Genomic DNA, 22,636 nt, shown 5'->3' on the forward strand with positions numbered 1-22,636 from the left:
TTACAGGCCGGCGCGGGATTTACTTCGTATTCTTAACGTCAAACATGGTGGCATCGGTCGCCATGTCATCCACAACTTTCTTCAGCGTTGCCAGGGTCATTGGTGAGTTTTCGTTATTCAACTCACTGCCTTCGCCTTTACGAACCACTTTGATAACCGGTTTGCCGGTCGCCGCGTCAATCAGCTCACCTTCAAAATAGAGATGCGTGTCCATGGTACGGTGGCCTGATGCCATTTGCGTCCCGGCAATCACCAGTGCAACAGGCACCACTTCATAGAATTGCAGGCCTTCTTTCTTCGAGCTCACCCCGGTCACTGCGCCACGGAAAATCAGGCTGCGAGGGCCAGGCGTTGCCACAATTGGCTTATGCTGCCCAAGGGCGGTTTTCATTTTGGTATTGATATAAGCCAGCAGGTCATCAAGTAATTTCTGACCAATTTGAGTCGTTGGCTTAGGGACCGGATAATAGGTAATCGGGTTATAAACAATGCTGTCGTATTTTGATGGATTATAAGAAGGATCAACCCACCGCAACGTCGGTTTACCCGTTGCGGATGTTGTCTCTTTTAAGCCGGAGTAATCTTTTAAAAAACCCGAATATTGGTTGGGCTGCGCCACTTTAGACGCACAGCCCGCTAACGCCAGCAAGCCAGAGAGCACTGCAACTTTAAAAAAAGCTTGAGTACGCATGATGGTGAATCCCTGTTATGTGCAGATATGCAGTTGAAGTTATAGCAAAATAAAAGCGGGTGTGTAGTGACAAAAGATGGGGAATACAGCACAAATTGAGAAAAGGCAGCCCGGCGAAACGCCGGGCAATAATTTATGGTGATTTAATATCCACTTGCCAGAACAGATGTTTGCCAAACGGGTCAATTTCATAACCCGTGACTTCTTTTCTCACCGGTTCAAAAATAGTGGAGTGCGCAATCATTACCGCAGGCATTTGGTCGTGTATCATCTGTTGCGCCTCTTTGTAAAGTGCCGCACGTTTATCCTGATCGGTTATTGATTTAGCTTCAGCGATGATTTTATCAAACGGTTGATAGCACCATTTCGCCGAATTTGAACCGCCATTCGCAGAAGTACAGGTAAACAGCGGGCCGAAGAAGTTATCCGGATCGCCCGTTGCCGTCGTCCAGCCCATCAGAGCCGCCTGGTGTTCACCGCCCTTCACGCGCTTGAGATATTCACCCCACTCATAGGTGACGATTTTAGTTTGCACGCCGATCTTCGCCCAATCGGCCTGGATCATTTCGGCCATGCGTTTTGCGTTCGGGTTATACGGACGTTGCACCGGCATTGCCCACAAATCCACGGTTACGCCGTTGGCAAATCCGGCCTCTTTCAGCAACGCTTTGGCTTTTTCAGGATCGTATTCGTAATCTTTCAGCTCGCTGTCGGCGCTCCATACGCCCGGCGGCAGCAGGTTTTTCGCCGCCGTTCCGGTGCCGTGGAAGACCGCATCAATAATCGCCGGTTTGTTAATCGCCATCGCCAGCGCCTGGCGCACCTTCACATTATCCAGCGGTGGTTTTTGCGTGTTGAAGGCGAGAAAGCCTGTGTTTAACCCGGCTTTACTCATCAGGTTAATGTCTTTGTTGGCCTTCATGCGCGGCAAGTCGGCAGGATTCGGGAACGGCATGACCTGACACTCATTCTTCTCCACTTTGGCGAAACGCACCGACGCGTCCGGGGTGATGCTAAACACCAGGCGATCCAGCTTTGATTTGCCCTGCCAATATTCCGGGAACGCGGTGAAGAGAATACGTGAATCTTTCTGATACTGCGTCAGCTTGAATGGCCCGGTGCCGATGGGGTCCATGTCCACTTTTTCTGGCGTACCGGCTTTCAGCATCGCATCGGCGTATTCGGAAGAAAGAATCGAGGCGAAATACCACGCCAGGTCGGCGACGAACGGCGCTTCAGGGTGAGCCAGCGTGAAGCGCACCGTGTGATCGTCGACCTTGTCGATGGCGGTGATCAGGCTGCCAAACTCCAGACTTTCAAAGTTGGAATAGCTGCCGTTCGAGACGTTATGATACGGATGATTCACGTCTTTCTGACGCATAAACGAAAAAATCACATCGTCGGCGTTAAAGTCGCGCGTCGGTTTGTAGAATTTATTACTCTGGAATTTTACGCCTTTACGCAGATGGAAGGTGTACACCTTTCCGTCGTCGCTCACGTCCCAGCGTTCTGCCAGGCTCGGCACCAGCTCGGTTGTGCCCGGTTTGAAATCCACCAGGCGGTTATAAACCGGCACGGCGCTGGCATCCACGCTGGTGCCAGAGGTATACAGCTGAGGATTAAAGTTCTCCGGCGATCCTTCGGAACAATACACCAGCGTTTTCGCCGCCACGGTGGAACTGACCGTCAGTGCGGCTAAGGCCAGGGCTAAAGTTGTCAGTTTGCTATTCATTGTGTTTTCCTGCCTTTTTAATTCGACGGCTAATTAATTCTTTTGCCAATTCATAAATACCATTAAAGTAACAATGCAAACACCTGATAATACAAATTAAGAAGGATTCACTGTGGCTTCACAACTCTCCAGTCAATTAACCCAACGGTTTTTTCGCTATTTATCCATCACCAGCCAAAGCGATCCAAAAGTTAAAACACTGCCCTCCACACCAGGTCAGCATGAGATGGCGCGTGAATTAGCTAATGAACTGAAATCACTGGGTTTAACCGATATTGTGATCGATGAATTCGCCACCGTCACTGCCGTGAAAAAAGGCAATGTCGCGGGTGCGCCGCGCATCGGTTTTATTACCCATATTGATACGGTAGACGTCGGATTATCACCGGATATTCATCCGCAAATATTAACATTTGCAGGAGAAGACCTCTGCCTGAATAAGGAAAAGCAGATCTGGTTACGCATTAATGAACATCCCGAAATTCAGGCATATGCCAATGAAGAGATTATTTTCAGCGACGGGACCAGTGTATTAGGCGCCGATAATAAAGCGGCCGTCACGGTGGTGATGACGGTGCTGGAAAACCTGACGGCTGAGCATCAGCACGGCGATATCGTGGTGGCGTTTGTGCCTGACGAAGAGATCGGTTTATGCGGGGCAAAGGCGCTTGATCTGAAACGCTTTGATGTCGATTTTGCCTGGACTATCGACTGCTGCGAACGGGGTGAAATTGTTTATGAAAACTTCAACGCGGCGGCGGCGGAAATTCGCTTTACCGGCGTGACGGCGCATCCCATGTCCGCAAAAGGAGTCCTGGTCAATCCACTGCTGATGGCGATGGATTACATCAGCCATTTTGACCGTCAGCAAACGCCGGAATGCACGGAAGGCCGTGAAGGTTATATCTGGTTTAACGGGATTCAGGCCGGGCAAAACGAAGCCGTATTGAAAGCCAATATCCGTGATTTCGATCGCGACAATTTTGCTGCACGTAAACAGCAGATTGCCGATGTTGTTGACAAGATTGCGGCTCAGCACCCGACTGCGAAAGTGGACTACCGTATCGAAGATACCTACAGCAACATCAGCAATGCGATTGGCGAAGATCGCCGTGCGATCGATCTGATGTTTGAGGCGATGGAATCACTGGGTATCACGCCAAAACCGACGCCGATGCGCGGTGGAACCGACGGCGCGGCGCTTTCAGCAAAAGGCCTGCTGACCCCGAACTTCTTCACCGGTGCGCATAACTTCCACTCGAAATTTGAGTTTTTACCGCTGTCGTCGTTCGAGGCCTCATACAAAACGGCCCTACAGATTTGTCTGCTGGCTGCGCGTTAAGCCGGTTTACGCGCCAGTAGCGTGGCGAAACGCAGTTTGATGCGATTGCCGTTGGCGTCGGTGCGATGTAATTCACCGACGTCTTCGTTATTTTTCAGTGTTTCCCAGCCTTCATAATAGCGGCTCAATTCGCCGCTTTTGAACGCGAACGGGAAACCGACGTTGCACGGATAATCGTCGGTATCCATCGCCGCGACAATCAGGTTATAACCGCCCGGTTTAGTGCAACGTTGCATATTGGCAATCAGTCCCGGAATGGTTTTCGCTTCCAGGAACATCATCACCACGGTCGACAGAATAAAATCATACTCGCCTTCAAAGCTCAGGCTGTTCAGATCTTTGATCGACGCATGCAGGTTGGTAATCCCCTCTTCCGCTTTGATGCGCTCGAGATTCTCTATGCTCATCGGGTTTTTGTCCCATGCGGTGACGTCATAGCCGTTCGCCGCCAGATAAAGGCTGTTACGGCCATTACCGCAGCCCAGATCCAACGTTTTGCCCGGTTTTACGATCCCTGCACTGTACACCACCTCGGAGTGAGTCCGGGTCATGCCATATTTTTCGGTAAAGTAATTGTCATCAACAAGAGTCATTCTTTTTCCTCAGCTTGCATAAGCGTTGCTTTATCTGAACGAACCAATAGTTTTCCCTGCATCAGCAAAATAAAGGTGCGCACGAGCAGCAGCGCAATGATGCAATTAGTGAAAATAAACAGCGGCACTGCAAGGGCAGCAAAAAAACCTGACGGACTGCTGTGCCCCAGATGCAACCCGGTGGTCGCCAGCGCGGAGACGCCGAACGAGAAGCTCCAGAAAGACGCGTTAAACGGCTGCGAGAGATACCACGGCATCAGGCGCAGCATAAACAGCAACTGCAGCAAACCGTAGCCAAAGAGCATTTTGGCAAAGGTGTCGGCTTCGCCACCGTTCACGCTCAGCCACGCGCTACAGGCCACCAGCGCTGGTGCCAGCTGGATGCCCAGCGAAGTCCGCAATGGCGACGGCAATTCTCCGCTACTGCGTAATCGCTGCAAAATAACCGGCTCAAGGCTAAGCCAGGAAAAAACGCCTGCGCCCAAAAAAACCAGCCCGGCATCATGATAGCCCAGCGCACCGCAGGCCATCGCGCTAATAAAATTGTTGGCAACCGTCGGCAGATACAGTCCCGGCGTGGTCGCCTCTTCAGGGTGTTTCCCCCGCCACAGCCCGGCGCTTTGCCAGGCGGAATAGCCAAGTTGAATCACCACGCCTGTCCCGAATAACGCCAGCGAGACGGGGCGACACCACGGGACAAATCCAATCGCCACCAGCATCGTAGTGGCCGGAAACAGACTGACAAAACTGCTCATCACCGGATGACGCATTTCCGCCAGCACGCTGTACGGAAAACGCACCGCGCGGGTGATAAACGCCACGGTGAGGAAAGACCAGATCAGCACCGCCAGCGCAACTAACATCTCGCCCGGCCAGCGTGATACCCCCCAGATTGTGCTGGCATAGCGCCACGCGAAGCCCATACCAATTGTTCCCAAAACCATCCCAAAATAACCGGACGGTAAGTTAAGAACCTGTTGGGATTTGTTACGTTTATCCATTAATTTTAAACTATAAATTATATTTGAAATGCTAGTTTAAGGGGTTTGCGATGCCGTTACCAGCACTTCGCAAGTCGTAAAGTTTGCTACGTTTAGTAAGACGCCCAGCAGAGATAACGCAATGAAAAAATACCGACTCAGTGACGAAACTCGCCTTTACCATTCGCACGACGGAGAAACGAAATCGACCGTCACGTTGCGCCAAATCATTGCCCTGCGCGATTTTCACGATGTGACGGCCGGAAGCCAGGGCGGATGGCTGGACGACGAAAGCGCCCTTTCTCACGACGGGAACTGCTGGATCTACGATGAAAACAGCGTCGTATACGCGGGAGCGCAAATTCAGGGCAACGCCCGAATCACGCAAGCCTGTGTAATTAGCCATTCCGCACGGATCGGCGATAACTGCTGGATAGACGCCGCTAACATAAGCCACGGCGCACGGCTTAGTGATGCCGTCACGGTGCAATGTTCTGAAGTGCGCGGCGAATGCCATCTGTACGGTAATGCTTGCGTTCTTCACAACAGTACGATCGTTGCCGCGATTGGACTCACGCCGGATCGAGAGCAGATCTTACAGATCTTCGATAACGCCACCGTCAGCCAGTCGCGGGTGGTACACCAGGCGCAGATTTACGGCGATGCGATGGTGAATTTTGCCTTTATTGAACATCGCGCTGAGGTGTTCGATAACGCGCTGATCGAAGGCAACGATCTCAATAATGTGTGGGTTTGTGATTGCGCCAAAGTCTATGGCAACGCGAAGCTGATCGCGGGTACAGAAGAGGATGCCATTCCAACCCTTCGTTACAGCTCGCAGGTGGCAGAAAACGCCGTCGTGGAAGGCAACTGCGTGATAAAACATCACGTGCTAATCGGCGGTCAGGCGTGGTTGCGCGGCGGCCCTATCCTGATTGACGACCGGGTCGTGATTCAGGGGCGCGCGCGCATCAGTGGCGATGTGCTGATCGAGCATCGAATCACTATCAATGATGACGCAGTGATTGAAGCTCTAAGCGGGGAAAATATTCACCTGCGCGGCGAAAAAGTTATTAACGGAAACCAGCGCATCACCCGCACGCCCCTATTGGGCGCACTGTGACTGGATAATTTTGGCGTAACTGTTCACATCCTCGAACTTACCGTTCAAATATTCGGCTTCCTTCATGCACCCTTCCAGCGCAAATCCGTTGCGAATTGCGACATGATTACTCTGCGCGTTCGCCACCCGGCATTTAATGACGAAGCGGCGGATTTCGCCCCGCTCAACGTAATAACGCATAAAGGCCTGTAAAGACTGCGAAAGAATACCCTGACCCTGGCTGGCTTTATCCAGCCAATAGCCGATGTAGCCCGTCTTATTGGTCGGTTCGATAGCATTAAACGAGAGTACGCCATTCAAAGATTCATCCTGAAAAATCAGGAACATTTTCGCGTAACCGCGCTGGTGCAGCATCTGATTACTCTGCACATTTCTGCGCGTATCGTCTTCGCTGCCCACGTGCTGCGCCCAGTCAAATGCCGTCTGTAGCCAGGTTTTATTCTTGATAACCAGCTTGTGCAGTTCGGCGGTGTAGCGTTCATCAACCGCCCGCAGCTCGATGCGGTCTGTCACGGTGATGATTTCAGATGGAATGTCGGTCATTGCTCTCACCTTATTCCTCTCCCAAACGGGAGAGGAAAAGAGAAACGTTAGCGCATGACGCGGTCATCAACATAGACACGTTTGTCAGGCGCGGGTGGGAAATACTGATACAGCCAGGTTTCGCTGATCGCATCGCCCTGGCAGCGCAGGAACATACGCATATCGACCGGGTCGGTTGAATCGTTTGTTGGATACCAGTCGAACAAAATGCGATAGCCATCGAACGGTTCAACATAGAGGATTTCGACCTGTCGCGCTTCACCGTTTGAGAGCGTAATGACCGGCTCAATACCTTTCGGCGCAGCGGCTTTCAAGTCACCGCCGACGAAATCAATGGCAAAGCGACGTGCCCAGGTTTTCGGGTAGTTTTCGCCCGGCGCCCAGCCTTCCGGGAAGCCGCCCATCCCCGTGCGCGTGGCATACACATTTGCCAGCGGAGAACGTACCGGGGGCTGCGCGCTCCAGTACAGGCGATATTTGAAGTCCAGCTCGTCGCCCGCTTTAACCGGTTTTTCGGGCTGCCAGAAGCACACGACGTTATCCAGCGTTTCACCCGTGGTCGGGATCTCCATCAGGCCTACACTGCCTTTGCCCCACTGGTTGCGCGGTTCAACCCACAGGCTTGGACGCTTGTTGTACCACCCCATGATGTCCTGATAGTGCGAAAAATCGCGGTCAAGCTGGAGAAGACCAAAGCCTTTCGGGTTTTTGTCCTGGTAGGCGTTGAATTGTAATTTCTGCGGATTATTCAGTGGACGGCAAATCCATTCGCCGTTCCCGCGCCACATCGCCAGACGATCGGAGTCGTGGATTTGTGGGTGAATGGTATCGCACATGCGACGTTCGTTATTTCCGCAGCTAAACATGCTGGTCATCGGGGAGATGCCAAGCTGTTTGATATCTTTACGTGCATACAGGTGGTTATCCACCTCCATGATCACCTGGCTCTTCTCGCAATGAATCACGAACTTATAAGCGCCAGTGATACTTGGGCTGTCGAGCAGCGTGTAGACGGTAAAGGTGGTGTCGCCCGGTTTAACGGTTTCAAACCAGAACGAGGTGAAATCAGGGAACTCTTCTGGCGTATCCGTAAAGGTATCAATCGCCAGGCCGCGCGCGGAAAGACCGTATTGATACGTGTCATCTACCGCGCGGAAATAGCTCGCGCCAAGGAAAGAGACAATATCGCGACGCGCCAGTTCAGGCGCTTTGAACGCGCGGAATCCGGCAAACCCTAAGTCGCTTTGCCCTTCGAGTTGTTTCGTATCCACACCCGCATCGTTGTAGTTAAACAGTTCAGGACGGAAATGAATTTCACGCGCCTGAGACGAGGCGGAATCCAGCGAGAACATCCGTACACGGCGGCGGAAACCCATCCCCATATGGAAGAATTGCACGTCCAGCTGACGGTCTTCAATATTGTTCCACAGCGACTGTTTCGCATCGTATTGAATGGCGTTATATGCCTGCGGCGTCATGGTCGCCAGCGTGTTTGGCAATGGACGCGGCGCACCACCCCACGGGGTTTGCGCCAGATCGTGCGCCATGGATTGCAGTACGGAGAAGTCAAAGCGACGACTCTGGCCGTCGGCAATATCGGAATCTGCGGCAAATGCCGCGCGGGAAAAGAGCGTTGAGAGTCCGGTTGTACCGCTCAGCGCGGCCATTGCCAGCGAGCCCTGTAAAAAACGTCTGCGATTCATGCCTGAGAAAACGTCCTTATGGTCGTGAGAATGAGTTTCGCACGCGGCGAAACGACGGCAAGAAAGAACGCACAGCCTAAACAAAAACGGTTAAAAATCCAATTGTTGAGCGGTGATTATCTGAACAAAGCGAGAAATATATTCTGTCGAGGGGAATGAACTGAAATGAGCGTAAAGTTAAGTATAAATTTGGGCGTGGGAGAAATAAAAAAGCCCCTGATGGACATCGTCATCAGGGGCTAATCAGGCGCACTATTATTATTTTACGCTGACATCGATACCTGGAAAATATTTCTGCGCCAGTTTATCGATCGTTCCGTCAGCGCGGACTTTTTCAATGGCCGCATCGAGCTGTTTCTTGGTGGCCTCATCACCTTTGCGCAGCCCAAAGCCGATCCCGCTGCCGAGGATCGTGTCGTCAGACACCGGTTTGCCGATAAATCCAAACCCTTTACCCTGCGGTTTGCTCAGGAAACCTGCCTGACCGGCCGCTGACATCACAAGCGAAGCATCAATACGGCCATTCAGCAGATCGCCCCAGGCCATATTCTGATCTTTATAAGACACCACGGTGACACCGTGCTTTTCCCAATGCTCTTTTGCATAGGTTTCCTGAATAGAACCCTGCAATACGCCGATGCTTTTGCCTTTCAAGCCCTCAGGCGTCGCTTCAACACCGGTGCCTGCTTTGCCCACCAACTGCGAAGGGATGCGGTAAATCGGCTGGGTGAAGTCGATGCTCTGCCGACGCTGATCGGTGATGTTCATCGCGGAGTTAATGGCGTCGAATTTTTTTGCCATTAATCCTGGAATCAATGCATCAAAAGAGGTTTCGACCCAGCTGCATTTCAGTTCAGCGGCTTTGCAAATCGCTTTGCCGAGATCGATGTCGAACCCTTCCAGTTCGCCCGAGGCATTGCGGCTTTCAAACGGAGGATATTCGGCTTCGAGGCCGTAGCGAAGTTCAGTTGCTGCCAGCGTCGAAAACGAACACAGCAATCCCATGCCGACAACTAACGCATTAAATTTCATCTCAAAACTCCTTAGCGTGGTTTAACCCGACACAGGGCCTGCGCACCTGCCCGTAATGTCGCCTCATCTTTCGCAAAAGAGAGGCGGATCAATTTGTTATCTGTGCCATCAGCGTAAAACGCCGACAGCGGAATCGTCGCCACGCCGCATTCAGTAATCAGGCGTTTGACCATCTCGCTGTCGCTCTCGTCGCTGAAATGGCTGTAATCGGCCAGCAGGAAGAACGAACCTGCGCTGGGCAGTAATTTAAACGGCGAGTCCGACAGTAAATTTTGCAACAGATCGCGCTTACGCTGATAAAACGCAGAGAGCGAAAGCCAGGTTTGCGGATCGGCCATATGTTCAGCAAAGGCGTATTGCATAGGGGTATCGGCCGAAAACATCAAAAATTGATGCACTTTGCAAATTTCATCCATCAGTTCTGCCGGAGCAACACAATACCCCACGCGCCAGCCGGTGACATGATAGGTTTTTCCGAATGATGAAATGATCACGCTGCGTTCCGCCAGCTGCGGGTGCGTTGCCATTCCATGATGTGGCTTTTCGTCAAACACGACGTGTTCGTACACTTCGTCAGACAAAATAATAATGTCGGTGTTTTGGGTAATGGCCGCCAACTGCTGTAAATCCTCAGCAGAGAAGACCTGCCCGCTGGGGTTGTGCGGCGTATTAATGATGATCATGCGGGTGCGGCTGGTGACCGCCGCACGAACTTCATCCCAGTCTACGGCAAACGCCGGAACTGTCAGCTTGATGGCGACCGGTGTAGCACCTTGCAACCGCACGATGGGCGCGTAGCTATCGAAAGACGGTTCAAAATAGATAACTTCATCGCCCGGATGCACCAGTCCGATGATCGCGGAGTACAGCCCTTCGCTGGCGCTGGCGGTGATCAGCACTTCAGTGCTGGCGTCATAGCGCGTGCCGTAAAGGGTCGCGATTTTATCGACGATACGCTCTTTGAGGGGTGGCAAGCCGGTCATCGCCGCATACTGATTATGACCCGCTTCCATCGCACGCGTTACGCCGGCGATCAGATTAGGGTCACAAGAAAAATTCGGCGCGCCTTGAGAAAGATTGATGGCATTGTGTTGGGCCGATAGCTGGCCAATCACGGTAAAAATCGTCGTGCCCACATCAGGCAGTTTAGAACGGGTATGCACAGGGGTACGTAATGTCATCATCAATCCTTTCTCGTGGATATTGCATAACTATTCAACAAGAAGGTGATGACGACGACAACCGAATTGTTGTCATAGTTGCCATGATCAAAACGCATAGCTCGCCTAATACGCAACTGCCGGGAGGTATCGTTAAGAGGGTTTTCGATGGGTGAACGTGCTTTTTGCATCCGAGCGGGATGATTAAAATGGGATCACATAATCGTGTTGCAAACCCAGAGTTCAGTCACAAAATAAAAAAACCTCCGCCATGATTTTAATTATTTAATTCATTATCTCAAACAGTTCTTCATTAATTAATATTTAGCGTGAATTTTTATTGCGTCATTTATTCATGGGGCTGATTTACATTTCATTCAGTTAATCGCGCATCAAACATTAACATTTTAAAAAACTATAGTATTTGCCGAAATAATTAAAAGGATATTAGGATTCATTCGATTCATGATATGGACGAAAGTTCACTCACGTCATAATAAAAATCGTTTAAGGATCGAAAAATGAAAAGAAAAGTTCTGGCAATTGTCATCCCCGCGCTCATGGCTGCAGGCGCTGCTCACGCCGCCGAGATTTATAATAAAGACGGCAACAAACTCGATCTGTACGGTAAAGTCGATGGGCTGCACTATTTCTCTGACAACACGTCCGCAGACGGTGACCAATCCTATGTCCGTCTGGGGTTCAAAGGTGAAACCCAAATTAGCGACCAACTGACGGGCTTTGACCAGTGGGAATACAACGTTCAGGCCAATAACACCGAAGGTTCTGAAAACCAATCATGGACGCGTCTTGGTTTTGCGGGACTGAAGTTCGGCGACTACGGCTCATTTGATTATGGCCGTAACTATGGCGTGCTGTATGACGTGGAAGGCTGGACCGATATGCTGCCTGAGTTCGGCGGCGATACGTATTCCCAGTCCGACATCTACATGACCAGCCGCGCTAACGGCGTTGCCACCTATCGCAACACCAACTTCTACGGACTGGTGGATGGCCTGAGCTTTGCCCTGCAGTATCAGGGTAACAACGAAGACGCAGGCAACGGTAACGAAGGCACTAATAATGGCCGCGACGTCCGTCATGAGAATGGCGACGGCTTTGGTATTTCCACCACGTATGATTTAGGGATGGGGATCAGCGCAGGCGCAGCCTATGCTTCTTCTGATCGCACCAACGCGCAACAAAACGACAGCAGCGCCTATATGGCTCAGGGTGAAAAAGCCGATGCCTGGACTGCGGGTCTGAAATACGACGCCAATAATATTTATCTGGCAACAATGTATTCCGAAACCCGTAACATGACATCGTACGGTACATTTGACGATAACCACGTGGGCGGCGTTGCAAATAAAACCCAGAACATTGAAATCACCGCGCAATATCAGTTCGATTTCGGCCTGCGCCCGGCCATCTCTTATTTGCAGGCAAAAGGCAAGGATCTGACCTATAACGGGTTTAACGCTGATAAAGACCTGGTTAAATATGCCGACGTAGGCGCAACCTACTATTTCAACAAAAACATGTCCACCTACGTTGATTATAAAATCAACCTGCTGGATAGCGACGATCAATTCTATAAAGATGCAGGTATTGCAACGGATGACGTCGTCGCGTTAGGTCTGGTTTACCAGTTCTAATTGCTGACAAAAAAAGCCTGCCATCCGGCGGGCTTTTTTCATTTATTGACACATCCGGCAAGCTATTGTGTGATGGACGACATGATAAAAACGCATGCCTGGAGTGTTTATGTCGCGCCGTACCTTTCCGCACAATGCTGTAGACGCATTTCTGATCACCGCGCGTCACCTGAATCTCACACACGCCGCCAAAGAACTGTGCCTGACCCAGGGCGCTGTCAGCCGTAAAATCGCGACGCTGGAATCCTGGTTCGGCTTTCCGCTGTTTGAGCGCCATGCTCGCGGACTGCGGCTTTCCCCTCAGGGCAACGCTCTGCTTCCTGACTTACAGTCAGCCTTTGAGCACTTACTCACCGTGGCGGAACAAGCGCGCGCGCAACAAACCGTCGTGCGCCTGAAAGTGCCGACATGTGCAATGCGCTGGCTGATCCCTCGGCTGATTCAGGTCGAACGAGAGCAGCCAGAACTACAAATCGCCCTCACCACCACGACCGATCATACGGTGAATTTTAAAACCGAATCCTACGATGCCGCGATCGTGTTTGGTACACATTTGAGCGCTGGCGATCTGCTTTTTGAAGAAGCCCTGACGCCAGTGATAAGTCCGCAGCGAATGGATTCGGCTCTGGATACGCTGACGTTTCTTCATCCGACCCGTGACAAAACAGACTGGTCACTCTGGCTGTCCAGACAAGAAAACGTCGCGCTGGTGATGCACAAAAACCAACACTTCGACACAATGGACCTGGCAATCACCGCCGCGATGCAAGGCCTTGGCGTGGCGATTGCTGACGAAACGCTGGTAGAAGAAGATATTCGCGCCGGACGGCTGGCGCGCCCGTTTAACACCAGCGTTAAAACCGGCGCAAGCTATCGGCTACTGTTACGCGATTCGCATGGAAAGACTGCTGGGCTGGCTGCTTTTCGCGCCTGCTTACTCAATCCAGACTCACATGGTGCTTCATAACGCGTTTAAACAGGCTCATCCGGGCGCGCATAAATCGGTATTCCAGCTTGAAAACTGCATGTTTATTCACACCGAGATGCAAGAGCACATCGCGTCCTTTTCGGGCAGCGGGCCATCGGACTGGGCCATGAAGGGCATCACAGGTTCTGCTGGCGTGACGCGCGAAGTTGACCCAATAATCGGCCACGTGGCCAGAAAACGCCAGATCGCGCTCGTTCACATACTGCCGCGACGGCTCAATCTGATTTAACGTGTCAAACACATACGGAATTTCATTGCCGTGCCACGCGCCGTTTGAATAGGTTGCGTGTTCCGCCTCGGCAACGTAATCAAACCAGTAGCGCCAGCACGGTTCGCCTACCCGCTGTTGCGCCTGCATCACGACAAAACCCATGGTCGTGAACGCCATGTCGCGACACACCTGTCGGCCCAGCTCGGCATCCCCTTTCACGCCAGGGTAAAGTAATTTGATTAACCCGAGGCCAAACCGGCGCTCACGCCGTAACTTTTGGATTTGCCCGGCCAGGTCTATCCCGAAAACGGCCATCACGCTCGCTTCATCACTGTTTGAGCCAATCATCACCGGAACAGGATGCTGGCGCGCAGCAAAAAAAAGATCCAGCATCGGTTCGGGTAACACGCAGTCGCCCACAATCGGTGTCGGTGCCACATTCAGCGGAGCCTCCAGCGACCAGAACGCGTGCGCGGGAATGGCACGCAGCTGTTCCGCCGTCGCGTTTTGCAGGCCAAAATGCCCCGCCAACGCTTCACCTTTTTGCAGCGCATCCTCACGCGGGGTATCAGGCAAGGTATAACCACTCTGCACAATCGCTTTGTGAAACAGCCCTTTCGCCAGGGGCGAAGTCAGCAATGACAGCACGCTGCGGGCCCCAGCGGATTCCCCAAACAGCGTAATATTGCTCGGATCGCCACCAAACGCTGCAATGTTGTCGCGCACCCACTCAAGGGCGGCCATTTGATCGAGCAACGCAAAGTTATGCACAATGCGATTTTCGTCGTCGCAAAGCGCGGGATGGGCAAAGAACCCCAAATGCCCCAGACGATAGTTCAGCGTCACAACCACCACGTCCCGACGCGCCAGTGCCTTTCCGTTATAGGGAGGCAACCCGCCAGCGCCAATCGTGAAACCGCCGCCGTGTAGCCAGACCATCACCGGCAGCGGCGCTTCGCGTTTCACCGGCGACCAGATATTCAGGTACAGGCAGTCCTCTGAGAATTCACCGGGGTCTCCGCCGCCAAGCTCCCGGCAGTACTCGCTGTTTTGCCAGCTTGACGCTGAAAATGCGTTGGCCTGACGAATGCCTTGCCAGGCCTTTGGAGGCTGCGGTGAGCGCCAGCGCAACTCACCAACGGGCGGCGCAGCATAGGGAATACCGCACCACACATGGACATTTTCATCGGTAAAACCGACTAAACGGCCCTGACATGTCTCAACCACCGGGAAAGATGAATTTTCCATACCAACCTTTATTTTCCATCACAGCCCAGCAGAGTAACGTTTTCAGAGCAAACCACAACGGCGTTTACTGCGCTCTTCCGCCTGCTGATACAGCGTAAATTCATCGTTGACTGCACATCCCAGCGCGGTTTCAAACGCCGCCTGGCTGGAATTACCATGACTTCGCGCCTGGGTTTCATTGCCAAGATTCGACTGGAAAATACCCGCAGCGCTTACCGGAAGAAAATCTTCATAAACGATTGGCTGCGCCACGACCCACCCACGCTCAATCAGCGGTTGCGGATCGTCACCGGGGCGGAATGCCTGGCGGTGTGCCTCGCCCGCCGGCGTCAGACGGTAGCGAAAATAGGCTAATTCCTGTCGGCGCAGGAACATTTCACTGTCCGGGAATGCCTGAAACACGTCGCGTAAATGGAGCTGATGCGTCAGATTGTCCTTACCGGTTCCTGCTTCACCCAGTAGACGGTCATAAAGCTCGCGGCCTTTCGGTGTTAACGCAACGCCCCGCTGTTCGATCTCACCAAAACGGGCGGTATGCGTTCCGCTATGTTCGCCGGCAAAGAGCACCGGCTCTTCCAACGCTTTGAAACTGGTCTGGCGCAATAGGACCGGCACGTCGCGTCGCGGCGGGCCTTCAATCACAATTTTCGGTTCAATACCGTATTTCGGCATCAACTCCTGCACCCGATCGATATCCAGCGTGCGCGGCGTCAGGTGGTTAATATGGCATCCGGGGAAACAAACCACATCGGCGATAAGACGATGCTCATTGTGCAGAGCCAGATACGTTTCCTGGTCGACAAGCGCGTGGCTGTGCCAGCGGAACGTTTCCAGCGCTTCCTGAACAAACTCACGCGCCTGAGATTCCGTAAAGTGGCCTTCAGACTCATGCAGATCGATCAGTTCCAGACAGCGCGGGGTAAAAATAGAGCGTCGGGCCAAAATATCCGCAGCACGTTCACGCAGCGCCACGTTTTCAATAAGCTCCAGCCGGAGCAGTGAGGTGAAGACACGGAAAGGATTTCTCGACAGCGCAGCATCATCGATGGGCCGAAACGCCGTCGAGTGTACCGGCACGCCCGCCTGTGAGAGATCGTAATAGCTGACGGGGTGCATCCCCATAATCGCAAACATCCGGCGTAACGTGGACAGTTCTTTTGCACTGCCTACACGGATTGCGCCATGACGCTCGACATTCAGACGCGCGAGTTCATCCGCATTCGCGAGTTGTTCATGTAAGTGCGGATTATTTTCCAGTACCGCCAGATTCACATCTGCAACCAGCTCCAGCAATGTGCCGTATTGTGGAACTTCCTGCTGGTACATCGCTGACATAGCCTGCGAAAAGTGTTCCCGAATATCATCAGCCGTGATGGTGTTCGCCATGATGTCATGCTCCCAGTGAATAATACCTGGAGTGTAGAGAAGGCTTTCCGCCTTCGGGGGGAAGAATTTCCAATCTGTGATCCTGATAGCCGAGTGGTTATTCCCTGCGCTTAGACAGCGCACCTCCACCTTTGTGTCAGCGCCTGCGACTTATTAGCCTCAGTAAGAAAATCTTGTTGTAACTCAATTACATCAAATGTTAATAATATTTTGCTATCAGGTTATCAAAATTAAACATCTTCCCTTGTCTCTTACCTCGCTCTATTCATAACATCGGCTATGGAAAAAAATGGTTTGTTTAGTCAGCGCATACGTTTGCGCCATTTGCACACTTTTGTGGCCGTCGCTCAACAGGGAACGCTGGGGCGTGCGGCTGAAACTCTTAATCTTAGCCAGCCTGCGCTCTCAAAAACACTGAACGAACTGGAACAGCTGACCGGCACACGTTTGTTCAATCGTGGCCGTCTTGGCGCACAGCTGACGCTGGTCGGTGAGCAGTTTTTAACGCATGCCGTAAAAGTACTCGACGCGCTGAACACTGCGGGTCAGGCGCTGAATCGCAAAGACAGCCAGGATACCGACGTGGTCCGCGTAGGGGCGTTGCCCACGGCTGCGCTCGGCATTCTGCCTGCCGCTATCGGCCAGTTTCACAAGCAGCAAAAAAATACCACGCTACAAGTGGCTACCATGAATAACACCATGCTGCTGTCAGGGCTGAAATCGGGAGAACTGGATCTGGGTATTGGCCGCATGTCTGACCCGGAACTGATGGTCGGTCTCAATTATGAACTTTTGTTCCTGGAATCACTGAAACTGGTCGTGCGCCCTGGACACCCTTTATTACGTGACACTGTCACACTAAGCCGGGTCATGGAATGGCCGGTAGTCGTTTCCCCGAAAGGCACCGCGCCGCGCCACAACGCCGAAGTCATGCTCCAGATGCAGGGCTGCACATTACCGTCAGGCTGTATCGAAACGCTTTCGGCTTCGCTTTCTCGCCAGTTGACGGTGGACTATGACTACGTGTGGTTCGTCCCCTCCGGCGCGGTGAAAGAGGATTTACGTCAGGGCTGTTTGTCGGCGCTCCCGGTGGCATCGCCAGGCGCCGGTGAACCTATCGGCATCCTGACGCGCGTGGATATCCCGCTTTCTTCCGGTGCGCAGTCGCTTCTCAGCGCCATCCGCAAATCCATGCCTATCTGATTCACTCCCTTATGTTTCTCCGACCCGTCACGCTGACGGGTTTTTTGTTTCTGTTATTCAAATAATGCGAAATCTTTCATTAACAATTGCGCAAAACAATTTAACAGTTTTATCATAGCCGCGAATTCACCAAATGGTTCATTCGAACTTTATTCACGTGCGTTCGAAAGCCGTACAAACGGTATATTTTCAATAAATCATTATTAAATCCGAACTCAATTACCCATATGGTACATGCGCAGCGTGGCGTTACGGGGAAAATACGAGGTCTTTAAGGAGACAGAAATGGCATTTGGCAGCGCGCCGCGCGGGATAGCAAAATTCCTGCAGTGGCTCCTGGTGGGGCTGATGACAATCATCGGCCTGGCAATTGGCGGCTTGGGCTTGAAGCTCGCTACCGTCGGGGGAACCTGGTACTTCCTCATCGTTGGCGTAGTGATGTTGATCTCCGCCTTTTTAATTTTCACCCGTCGAATCAGCGGGATCATTCTTTACGCTGTCGCCTTTATTGCATCGATCTTTTGGGCGGTGAATGATGCTGGCTGGGATTTCTGGCCGCTGTTCTCGCGCCTGTTTACCCTCGCCGTCCTCGCCTTTCTGTGTGCCCTGGTTTGGCCCTTCCTGCGTGCGGCGAACCGCAACGTACCCGTGAATAAAAAACCGGCTTTCACGGTAGCGGCTATTCTCGCGCTGGCGATGCTGGTGAGCGTTGGCTGGATGTTCAAACCGCAAACGCTCGTTGCCGCGAATGAGCCCGTTCCGGTAAAACCAGTTGCGCCTGGCGAGCAGCAAAAAAACTGGGAACATTGGGGGAACACCACACACGGTGACCGCTTTGCCGCGCTGGATCAGATCAACAAGCAAAACATCAGCACTTTGAAAGTGGCCTGGACCGCGCATACGGGTGACATTCCGCAGAGCAACGGCTCCGGCGCTGAAGATCAGAACACTCCCTTGCAGATAGGCGACACGCTGTTTGTCTGCACACCGTACAGCAAAGTGCTGGCGCTGGATGTGGATTCTGGTAAAGAAAAATGGCGTTACGATTCCAAAGCCACCGCGCCAAACTGGCAGCGCTGTCGTGGTTTGGGTTATTTTGAAGACACCCAATCTGTGACAACGTCACAAGTAAACGTTCAGCCAGCGGCCTGCCCGCGTCGCCTGTTCCTGCCGACGACGGATGCCCGCCTGATTGCGATCAATGCCGATACCGGCAAGCTCTGCGAAGACTTTGGCGATCGTGGCATCGTCGATCTCAGCGTTGGTATGGGCGAAATCAAACCCGGTTATTACCAGCAGACCTCAACGCCGCTGGTGGCCGGGAATGTCGTCGTCGTCGGAGGCCGTGTCGCCGATAACTTCTCCACCGGTGAACCGCCGGGCGTGGTGCGTGCGTATGACGTTCGTACCGGTAAACTGGCATGGGCATGGGATCCGGGAAATCCTGCTATCACCGGCCTGCCGCCAGAAGGTCAGACCTATACGCGCGGTACGCCAAACGTCTGGTCAGCCATGTCTTATGACGCAAAGCTGAACCTGATTTATCTCCCGACCGGCAACGCGACGCCTGATTTTTACGCGGGTGAACGTACCGCTCTGGACGATAAATACAGTTCATCCATTGTGGCCGTTGATGCAACGACCGGTCAGGTGCGCTGGCATTATCAAACTACTCACCACGACCTGTGGGACTTTGACCTGCCGTCACAACCGCTGCTGTACGACTTGCCGGACGGTAAAGGCGGCACGACGCCGGTTCTGGTGCAAACCAGCAAACAGGGCATGATTTTTATGCTCAACCGCGAAACCGGTGAGCCGGTAGCGAAAGTCGAAGAGCGTCCTGTCCCTGCGGGCACGATTCAGGGCGAACGCTATTCTCCGACGCAGCCGTATTCTGTCGGTATGCCGATGATTGGCAACCAGACGCTGACCGAATCCGACATGTGGGGGGCGACGCCGGTCGATCTGCTGCTGTGCCGTATTCAGTTTAAAGAGATGCGTCATCAGGGCGTCTTTACACCGCCAGGCCTTGATCGTTCCCTGCAGTTCCCGGGCTCACTCGGCGGCATGAACTGGGGCAGCGTTTCGGTGGACCCGAATAACGGCCTGATGTTTGTCAATGATATGCGTCTGGGGCTGGCAAACTATATGGTGCCGCGTGCGAACGTCGCCAAAAATGCCAGCGGCATTGAGATGGGAATTGTGCCGATGGACGGCACGCCGTTTGGCGCAATGCGCGAGCGTTTCTTGTCGCCGCTGGGCATTCCCTGCCAGAAACCGCCATTCGGGACGATGTCCGCCGTGGATCTGAAAAGCGGCAAGCTGGTGTGGCAGGTTCCGGTAGGAACCGTTGAAGATACCGGTCCGCTGGGCATTCGTATGCACATGCCTATCCCAATCGGGATGCCAACGCTGGGTGCATCGCTGTCCACGCAGTCAGGGCTGCTGTTCTTTGCAGGGACTCAGGATTTCTACCTGCGCGCGTTTGATACGGCGACCGGGAAAGAGATCTGGAAAGACCGTCTGCCAGTGGGCAGCCAGTCGGGACCGATGACCTACGTCTCACCGAAAACTGGCAAACAGTACATCATCATTAACGCGGGTGGCGCACGCCAGTCGCCGGATCGTGGTGATTACATCATTGCCTACGCGTTGCCTGATAAACCGTAACCGCGTAATACGTTCAACGGCCCGTCGCGTAATGTGACGGGCCGTTTTTTTACGGTGCGACAGGTGCTAACGTCACGGGTTTATGCAGGGTAAATGCCACCTCAAAATCCCGACTCACGCCCGGTGACCAGCAGCTGCGGGAGACCGCTTTCCACGTTTCGGCAAAGAAGGCTTTATCGCCTTTTGCACTGTAATTCGTTGCCCGTCCGTTCGGTTTCACATCAAATTTCACCGCGACTTTTCCTTCAAATTCCTGCGCTGCCGCCTGCGCTGGGTAGATCGGCTGCACCTGATACACCTCGCCGTTGCAGTCAGGCTGTTGGGAATCCGTGGCGTTGTCTTTGGTCGAGGCGGAGCCCCCTATCGGAAAGGACAATCCCGCGCCCACTCCTACGCCGTTGCTTCCGCCGCCGATGCCGAAACCACCCACGCCCACCGAGCAACCGGCCAACAGGCTGGAAAGCGCGATCAGGGCGGTCATACGTTTTGCTGGATTCATTTCGTTATCACCATAAAAAAAGGGTTCATGCCAGAACATGAACCCTTTTTACACAGGTTGGTGAGGCAGTCAATCCAGAGAGATTAGAAGGTTTCCCAGTTATCGCCGCCGTCAGCCACTGCATGACGCAACGGGGTAGACTGCGCAACGGCCGACGGTTTTGCACTGCGAGACGGCGCAACGCCGTTCAGACGGAATGCCCCTACCGCCTCGGTCAGACGCGCACCTTGCTCTTCCAGTGATGCCGCTGCTGCGGAGGCTTCTTCCACCAGCGAGGCGTTCTGCTGGGTCACTTTGTCCATCTCAGAAATCGCCTGGCTGACCTGCACAATGCCGCGACTCTGTTCGTCGGACGCCGCTGCGATTTCGAGCATAATATCGGTGACGCGTTTAACGGCTTCAACGATATCATTCATGGTATTACCCGCCGCGACCACTTCGCCAGACCCCTGATCGATAAGGGTGACCGACTCATTAATCAGCCCTTCAATTTCTTTCGCGGCGTTCGCACTGCGGCTCGCCAGCGTACGCACTTCACTCGCCACAACCGCGAATCCACGGCCCTGCTCGCCCGCACGCGCGGCCTCAACGGCCGCGTTCAGCGCCAGAATGTTGGTCTGGAAAGCGATGCTGTTAATGACTGCGGTGATTTCAGAAATTTTCTTCGAACTGGTGGAGATATTGCTCATGGTTTTCACCACGCCGGACACCATCTGGCCGCCGCGGCTGGCTTTCCCGGAGGCATCTTCTGCCAGTTTGCTCGCGTGATGGGCGTTATCGGCGTTCTGTTTCACCGTCGCCGTCAACTCTTCCATGCTGGCTGCTGTTTGTTCAATCGCGGCCGCCTGCTCTTCGGTACGAGACGAAAGGTCGGTGTTACCGGCAGAGATTTCGCTGGTTCCGCGATAAATCTCTTCCGCACCCTGACGAACGGTACCAACCGTATTCACCAGCGAGTGCTGCATGGTTTGCAGATCGTGGGTTAAACGTCCGATTTCACTGCGACCAGTCAAATCGTCCGCCATCGTTAAATCCCCTTTCGCAATCAGTTCAATGCGGCGGGCAGCGCGTTGCAGCGGATTAATAACGGTACGGCGGAGAACCACAAAAGTCATCGCCGTCAGGACCAGGGCCAGCGCAAACGCGCCAACCATAAACATCAGGCCCTGTTGTGTGCGCTTGTGCGCTGCAGAAGTGAGTAAGTTCGCGCGATCGGTACGGATCTTAATCGCTTTCAGCAACACCTCGTTATACGCATCGTCCAGTGGACGAGCGGATTCATTTTCGTGGTTAATAATGGCTTCAAACATGCCGTTTTTGGCGTATTTCAGCATAGGCTGAAGCCCGGTGATGTAAGCGTCAAAACGCGTTTTCAGATCGTTATCCAGGGCTTCGTCCGCAGGAGTACGAACCGAACGATTCATATACATCGCAAAGCTTGCCTGGGACTGCTTAATGCGCGTCTCAGCTTCGGCGATGTTTTGTTTCATCGCATCCATTTCAGCAATACGGCTTGCCGCGCCCGCATGAATCATGTTGATTCGCGCAGTGCGTAAATGGTTTGAACTGTTAGACAAACCCGTTCGGACCTGAATTTCTTGCGTGACATCTTGCTGATCGTTATCGGCTTGCAGCAGGAAATACCCCGCCAACACCGAGCTCAACGCAAATAACAAAATGATGCCACCGAGAATTGAGGAAAACAGCGGAACCAGCCGGATGTGATGCAGGAAGCTCAGCGTTTGCGGGCTTCGCATCTTTTTTGTGTTGTCCATGACCGTCGACTCTCTTATATGGATGAAGTGCGTATAATTACGCCTGTGAATAAATCATCGGCAAATCAGAGAATTTGATTATGGTTAAAAGCGCCAGGT

18 protein-coding genes are annotated in these 22,636 nt (G+C 53.0%); 6 read left to right on the forward strand and 12 right to left on the reverse strand.

Features of this window, described 5'->3' with window-relative positions:
• Positions 1 to 19: 19 nt before the first annotated feature.
• Positions 20 to 691 carry a DUF3313 domain-containing protein gene (locus tag AC0LWE_RS02935; protein WP_219346592.1) on the reverse strand — a complete coding sequence of 224 codons (672 nt, stop codon included), beginning with the start codon at positions 689 to 691 and terminating at the stop codon, positions 20 to 22.
• Between the two features lie 133 nt (positions 692 to 824).
• Complete coding sequence (locus AC0LWE_RS02940; protein ID WP_219346593.1) at positions 825 to 2,423, reverse strand: ABC transporter substrate-binding protein; 1,599 nt, start codon at positions 2,421 to 2,423, stop codon at positions 825 to 827.
• 112 nt (positions 2,424 to 2,535) lie between these two features.
• Between AC0LWE_RS02940 and pepT the strand changes: the two genes are divergently transcribed.
• Positions 2,536 to 3,765 carry a peptidase T gene (pepT, locus tag AC0LWE_RS02945; RefSeq protein WP_202666784.1) on the forward strand — a complete coding sequence of 410 codons (1,230 nt, stop codon included), beginning with the start codon at positions 2,536 to 2,538 and terminating at the stop codon, positions 3,763 to 3,765.
• Here pepT and tehB read toward each other — a convergent pair.
• Positions 3,762 to 4,358 carry a tellurite resistance methyltransferase TehB gene (gene tehB, locus AC0LWE_RS02950; RefSeq protein WP_202666785.1) on the reverse strand — a complete coding sequence of 199 codons (597 nt, stop codon included), beginning with the start codon at positions 4,356 to 4,358 and terminating at the stop codon, positions 3,762 to 3,764. The two genes, pepT and tehB, sit on opposite strands and share 4 nt — an antisense overlap.
• Positions 4,355 to 5,359, reverse strand: a complete 1,005-nt coding sequence (gene tehA / locus AC0LWE_RS02955) for a dicarboxylate transporter/tellurite-resistance protein TehA (protein ID WP_202666786.1) — start codon at positions 5,357 to 5,359, stop codon at positions 4,355 to 4,357. Before tehA ends, tehB begins: the two co-directional genes overlap by 4 nt.
• Positions 5,360 to 5,480: 121 nt before the next feature.
• On the opposite strand from tehA, the gene ydcK reads away from it, so the two are divergent.
• Positions 5,481 to 6,461 carry a YdcK family protein gene (gene ydcK, locus AC0LWE_RS02960; protein WP_474264790.1) on the forward strand — a complete coding sequence of 327 codons (981 nt, stop codon included), beginning with the start codon at positions 5,481 to 5,483 and terminating at the stop codon, positions 6,459 to 6,461.
• Here ydcK and rimL read toward each other — a convergent pair.
• The 4 genes from rimL to AC0LWE_RS02980 form a co-directional block, all read right to left on the reverse strand.
• The gene (gene rimL / locus AC0LWE_RS02965; RefSeq protein WP_474264792.1) at positions 6,444 to 7,004 is read right to left on the reverse strand and encodes a 50S ribosomal protein L7/L12-serine acetyltransferase; all 561 of its coding nucleotides are present in this window, start codon (positions 7,002 to 7,004) and stop codon (positions 6,444 to 6,446) included. The two genes, ydcK and rimL, sit on opposite strands and share 18 nt — an antisense overlap.
• Positions 7,005 to 7,051: 47 nt before the next feature.
• Positions 7,052 to 8,707, reverse strand: coding sequence for a glucan biosynthesis protein D (locus AC0LWE_RS02970; RefSeq protein WP_202666788.1), 1,656 nt, complete (start codon positions 8,705 to 8,707; stop codon positions 7,052 to 7,054).
• 258 nt (positions 8,708 to 8,965) lie between these two features.
• Positions 8,966 to 9,739 carry an ABC transporter substrate-binding protein gene (locus tag AC0LWE_RS02975; protein ID WP_131486502.1) on the reverse strand — a complete coding sequence of 258 codons (774 nt, stop codon included), beginning with the start codon at positions 9,737 to 9,739 and terminating at the stop codon, positions 8,966 to 8,968.
• Positions 9,740 to 9,750: 11 nt separating this feature from the next.
• Positions 9,751 to 10,920, reverse strand: a complete 1,170-nt coding sequence (locus tag AC0LWE_RS02980; RefSeq protein WP_219347695.1) for a pyridoxal phosphate-dependent aminotransferase — start codon at positions 10,918 to 10,920, stop codon at positions 9,751 to 9,753.
• 500 nt (positions 10,921 to 11,420) lie between these two features.
• Between AC0LWE_RS02980 and ompC the strand changes: the two genes are divergently transcribed.
• Both ompC and AC0LWE_RS02990 read left to right on the forward strand, forming a co-directional pair.
• Positions 11,421 to 12,557, forward strand: coding sequence for a porin OmpC (gene ompC, locus AC0LWE_RS02985; protein WP_474264794.1), 1,137 nt, complete (start codon positions 11,421 to 11,423; stop codon positions 12,555 to 12,557).
• Positions 12,558 to 12,666: 109 nt separating this feature from the next.
• Positions 12,667 to 13,524, forward strand: a complete 858-nt coding sequence (locus AC0LWE_RS02990) for a LysR family transcriptional regulator (RefSeq protein WP_219346595.1) — start codon at positions 12,667 to 12,669, stop codon at positions 13,522 to 13,524.
• Here the strand turns inward: AC0LWE_RS02990 and AC0LWE_RS02995 are convergent.
• Together AC0LWE_RS02995 and hglS are read right to left on the reverse strand one after the other, a co-directional pair.
• Positions 13,496 to 15,004, reverse strand: a complete 1,509-nt coding sequence (locus tag AC0LWE_RS02995; protein ID WP_219346596.1) for a carboxylesterase/lipase family protein — start codon at positions 15,002 to 15,004, stop codon at positions 13,496 to 13,498. The two genes, AC0LWE_RS02990 and AC0LWE_RS02995, sit on opposite strands and share 29 nt — an antisense overlap.
• Before the next feature lie 42 nt (positions 15,005 to 15,046).
• Positions 15,047 to 16,390, reverse strand: a complete 1,344-nt coding sequence (gene hglS, locus AC0LWE_RS03000; protein WP_219346597.1) for a 2-oxoadipate dioxygenase/decarboxylase HglS — start codon at positions 16,388 to 16,390, stop codon at positions 15,047 to 15,049.
• A 279-nt stretch (positions 16,391 to 16,669) separates the two neighbouring features.
• Between hglS and AC0LWE_RS03005 the strand changes: the two genes are divergently transcribed.
• Positions 16,670 to 17,593 carry a LysR substrate-binding domain-containing protein gene (locus AC0LWE_RS03005; RefSeq protein WP_059178841.1) on the forward strand — a complete coding sequence of 308 codons (924 nt, stop codon included), beginning with the start codon at positions 16,670 to 16,672 and terminating at the stop codon, positions 17,591 to 17,593.
• A 285-nt stretch (positions 17,594 to 17,878) separates the two neighbouring features.
• Complete coding sequence (locus tag AC0LWE_RS03010) at positions 17,879 to 20,263, forward strand: glucose/quinate/shikimate family membrane-bound PQQ-dependent dehydrogenase (RefSeq protein WP_219346598.1); 2,385 nt, start codon at positions 17,879 to 17,881, stop codon at positions 20,261 to 20,263.
• Between the two features lie 49 nt (positions 20,264 to 20,312).
• Here the strand turns inward: AC0LWE_RS03010 and AC0LWE_RS03015 are convergent, their stop codons facing one another.
• A complete protein-coding gene (locus AC0LWE_RS03015; protein WP_219346599.1) occupies positions 20,313 to 20,762 on the reverse strand; it encodes an energy transducer TonB in 450 nt (149 codons plus the stop codon).
• A gap of 83 nt (positions 20,763 to 20,845) precedes the next feature.
• Positions 20,846 to 22,537, reverse strand: a complete 1,692-nt coding sequence (locus AC0LWE_RS03020; RefSeq protein ID WP_202666794.1) for a methyl-accepting chemotaxis protein — start codon at positions 22,535 to 22,537, stop codon at positions 20,846 to 20,848.
• Positions 22,538 to 22,636: the final 99 nt, after the last annotated feature.

The organism is Lelliottia sp. RD5 (assembly GCF_056032945.1).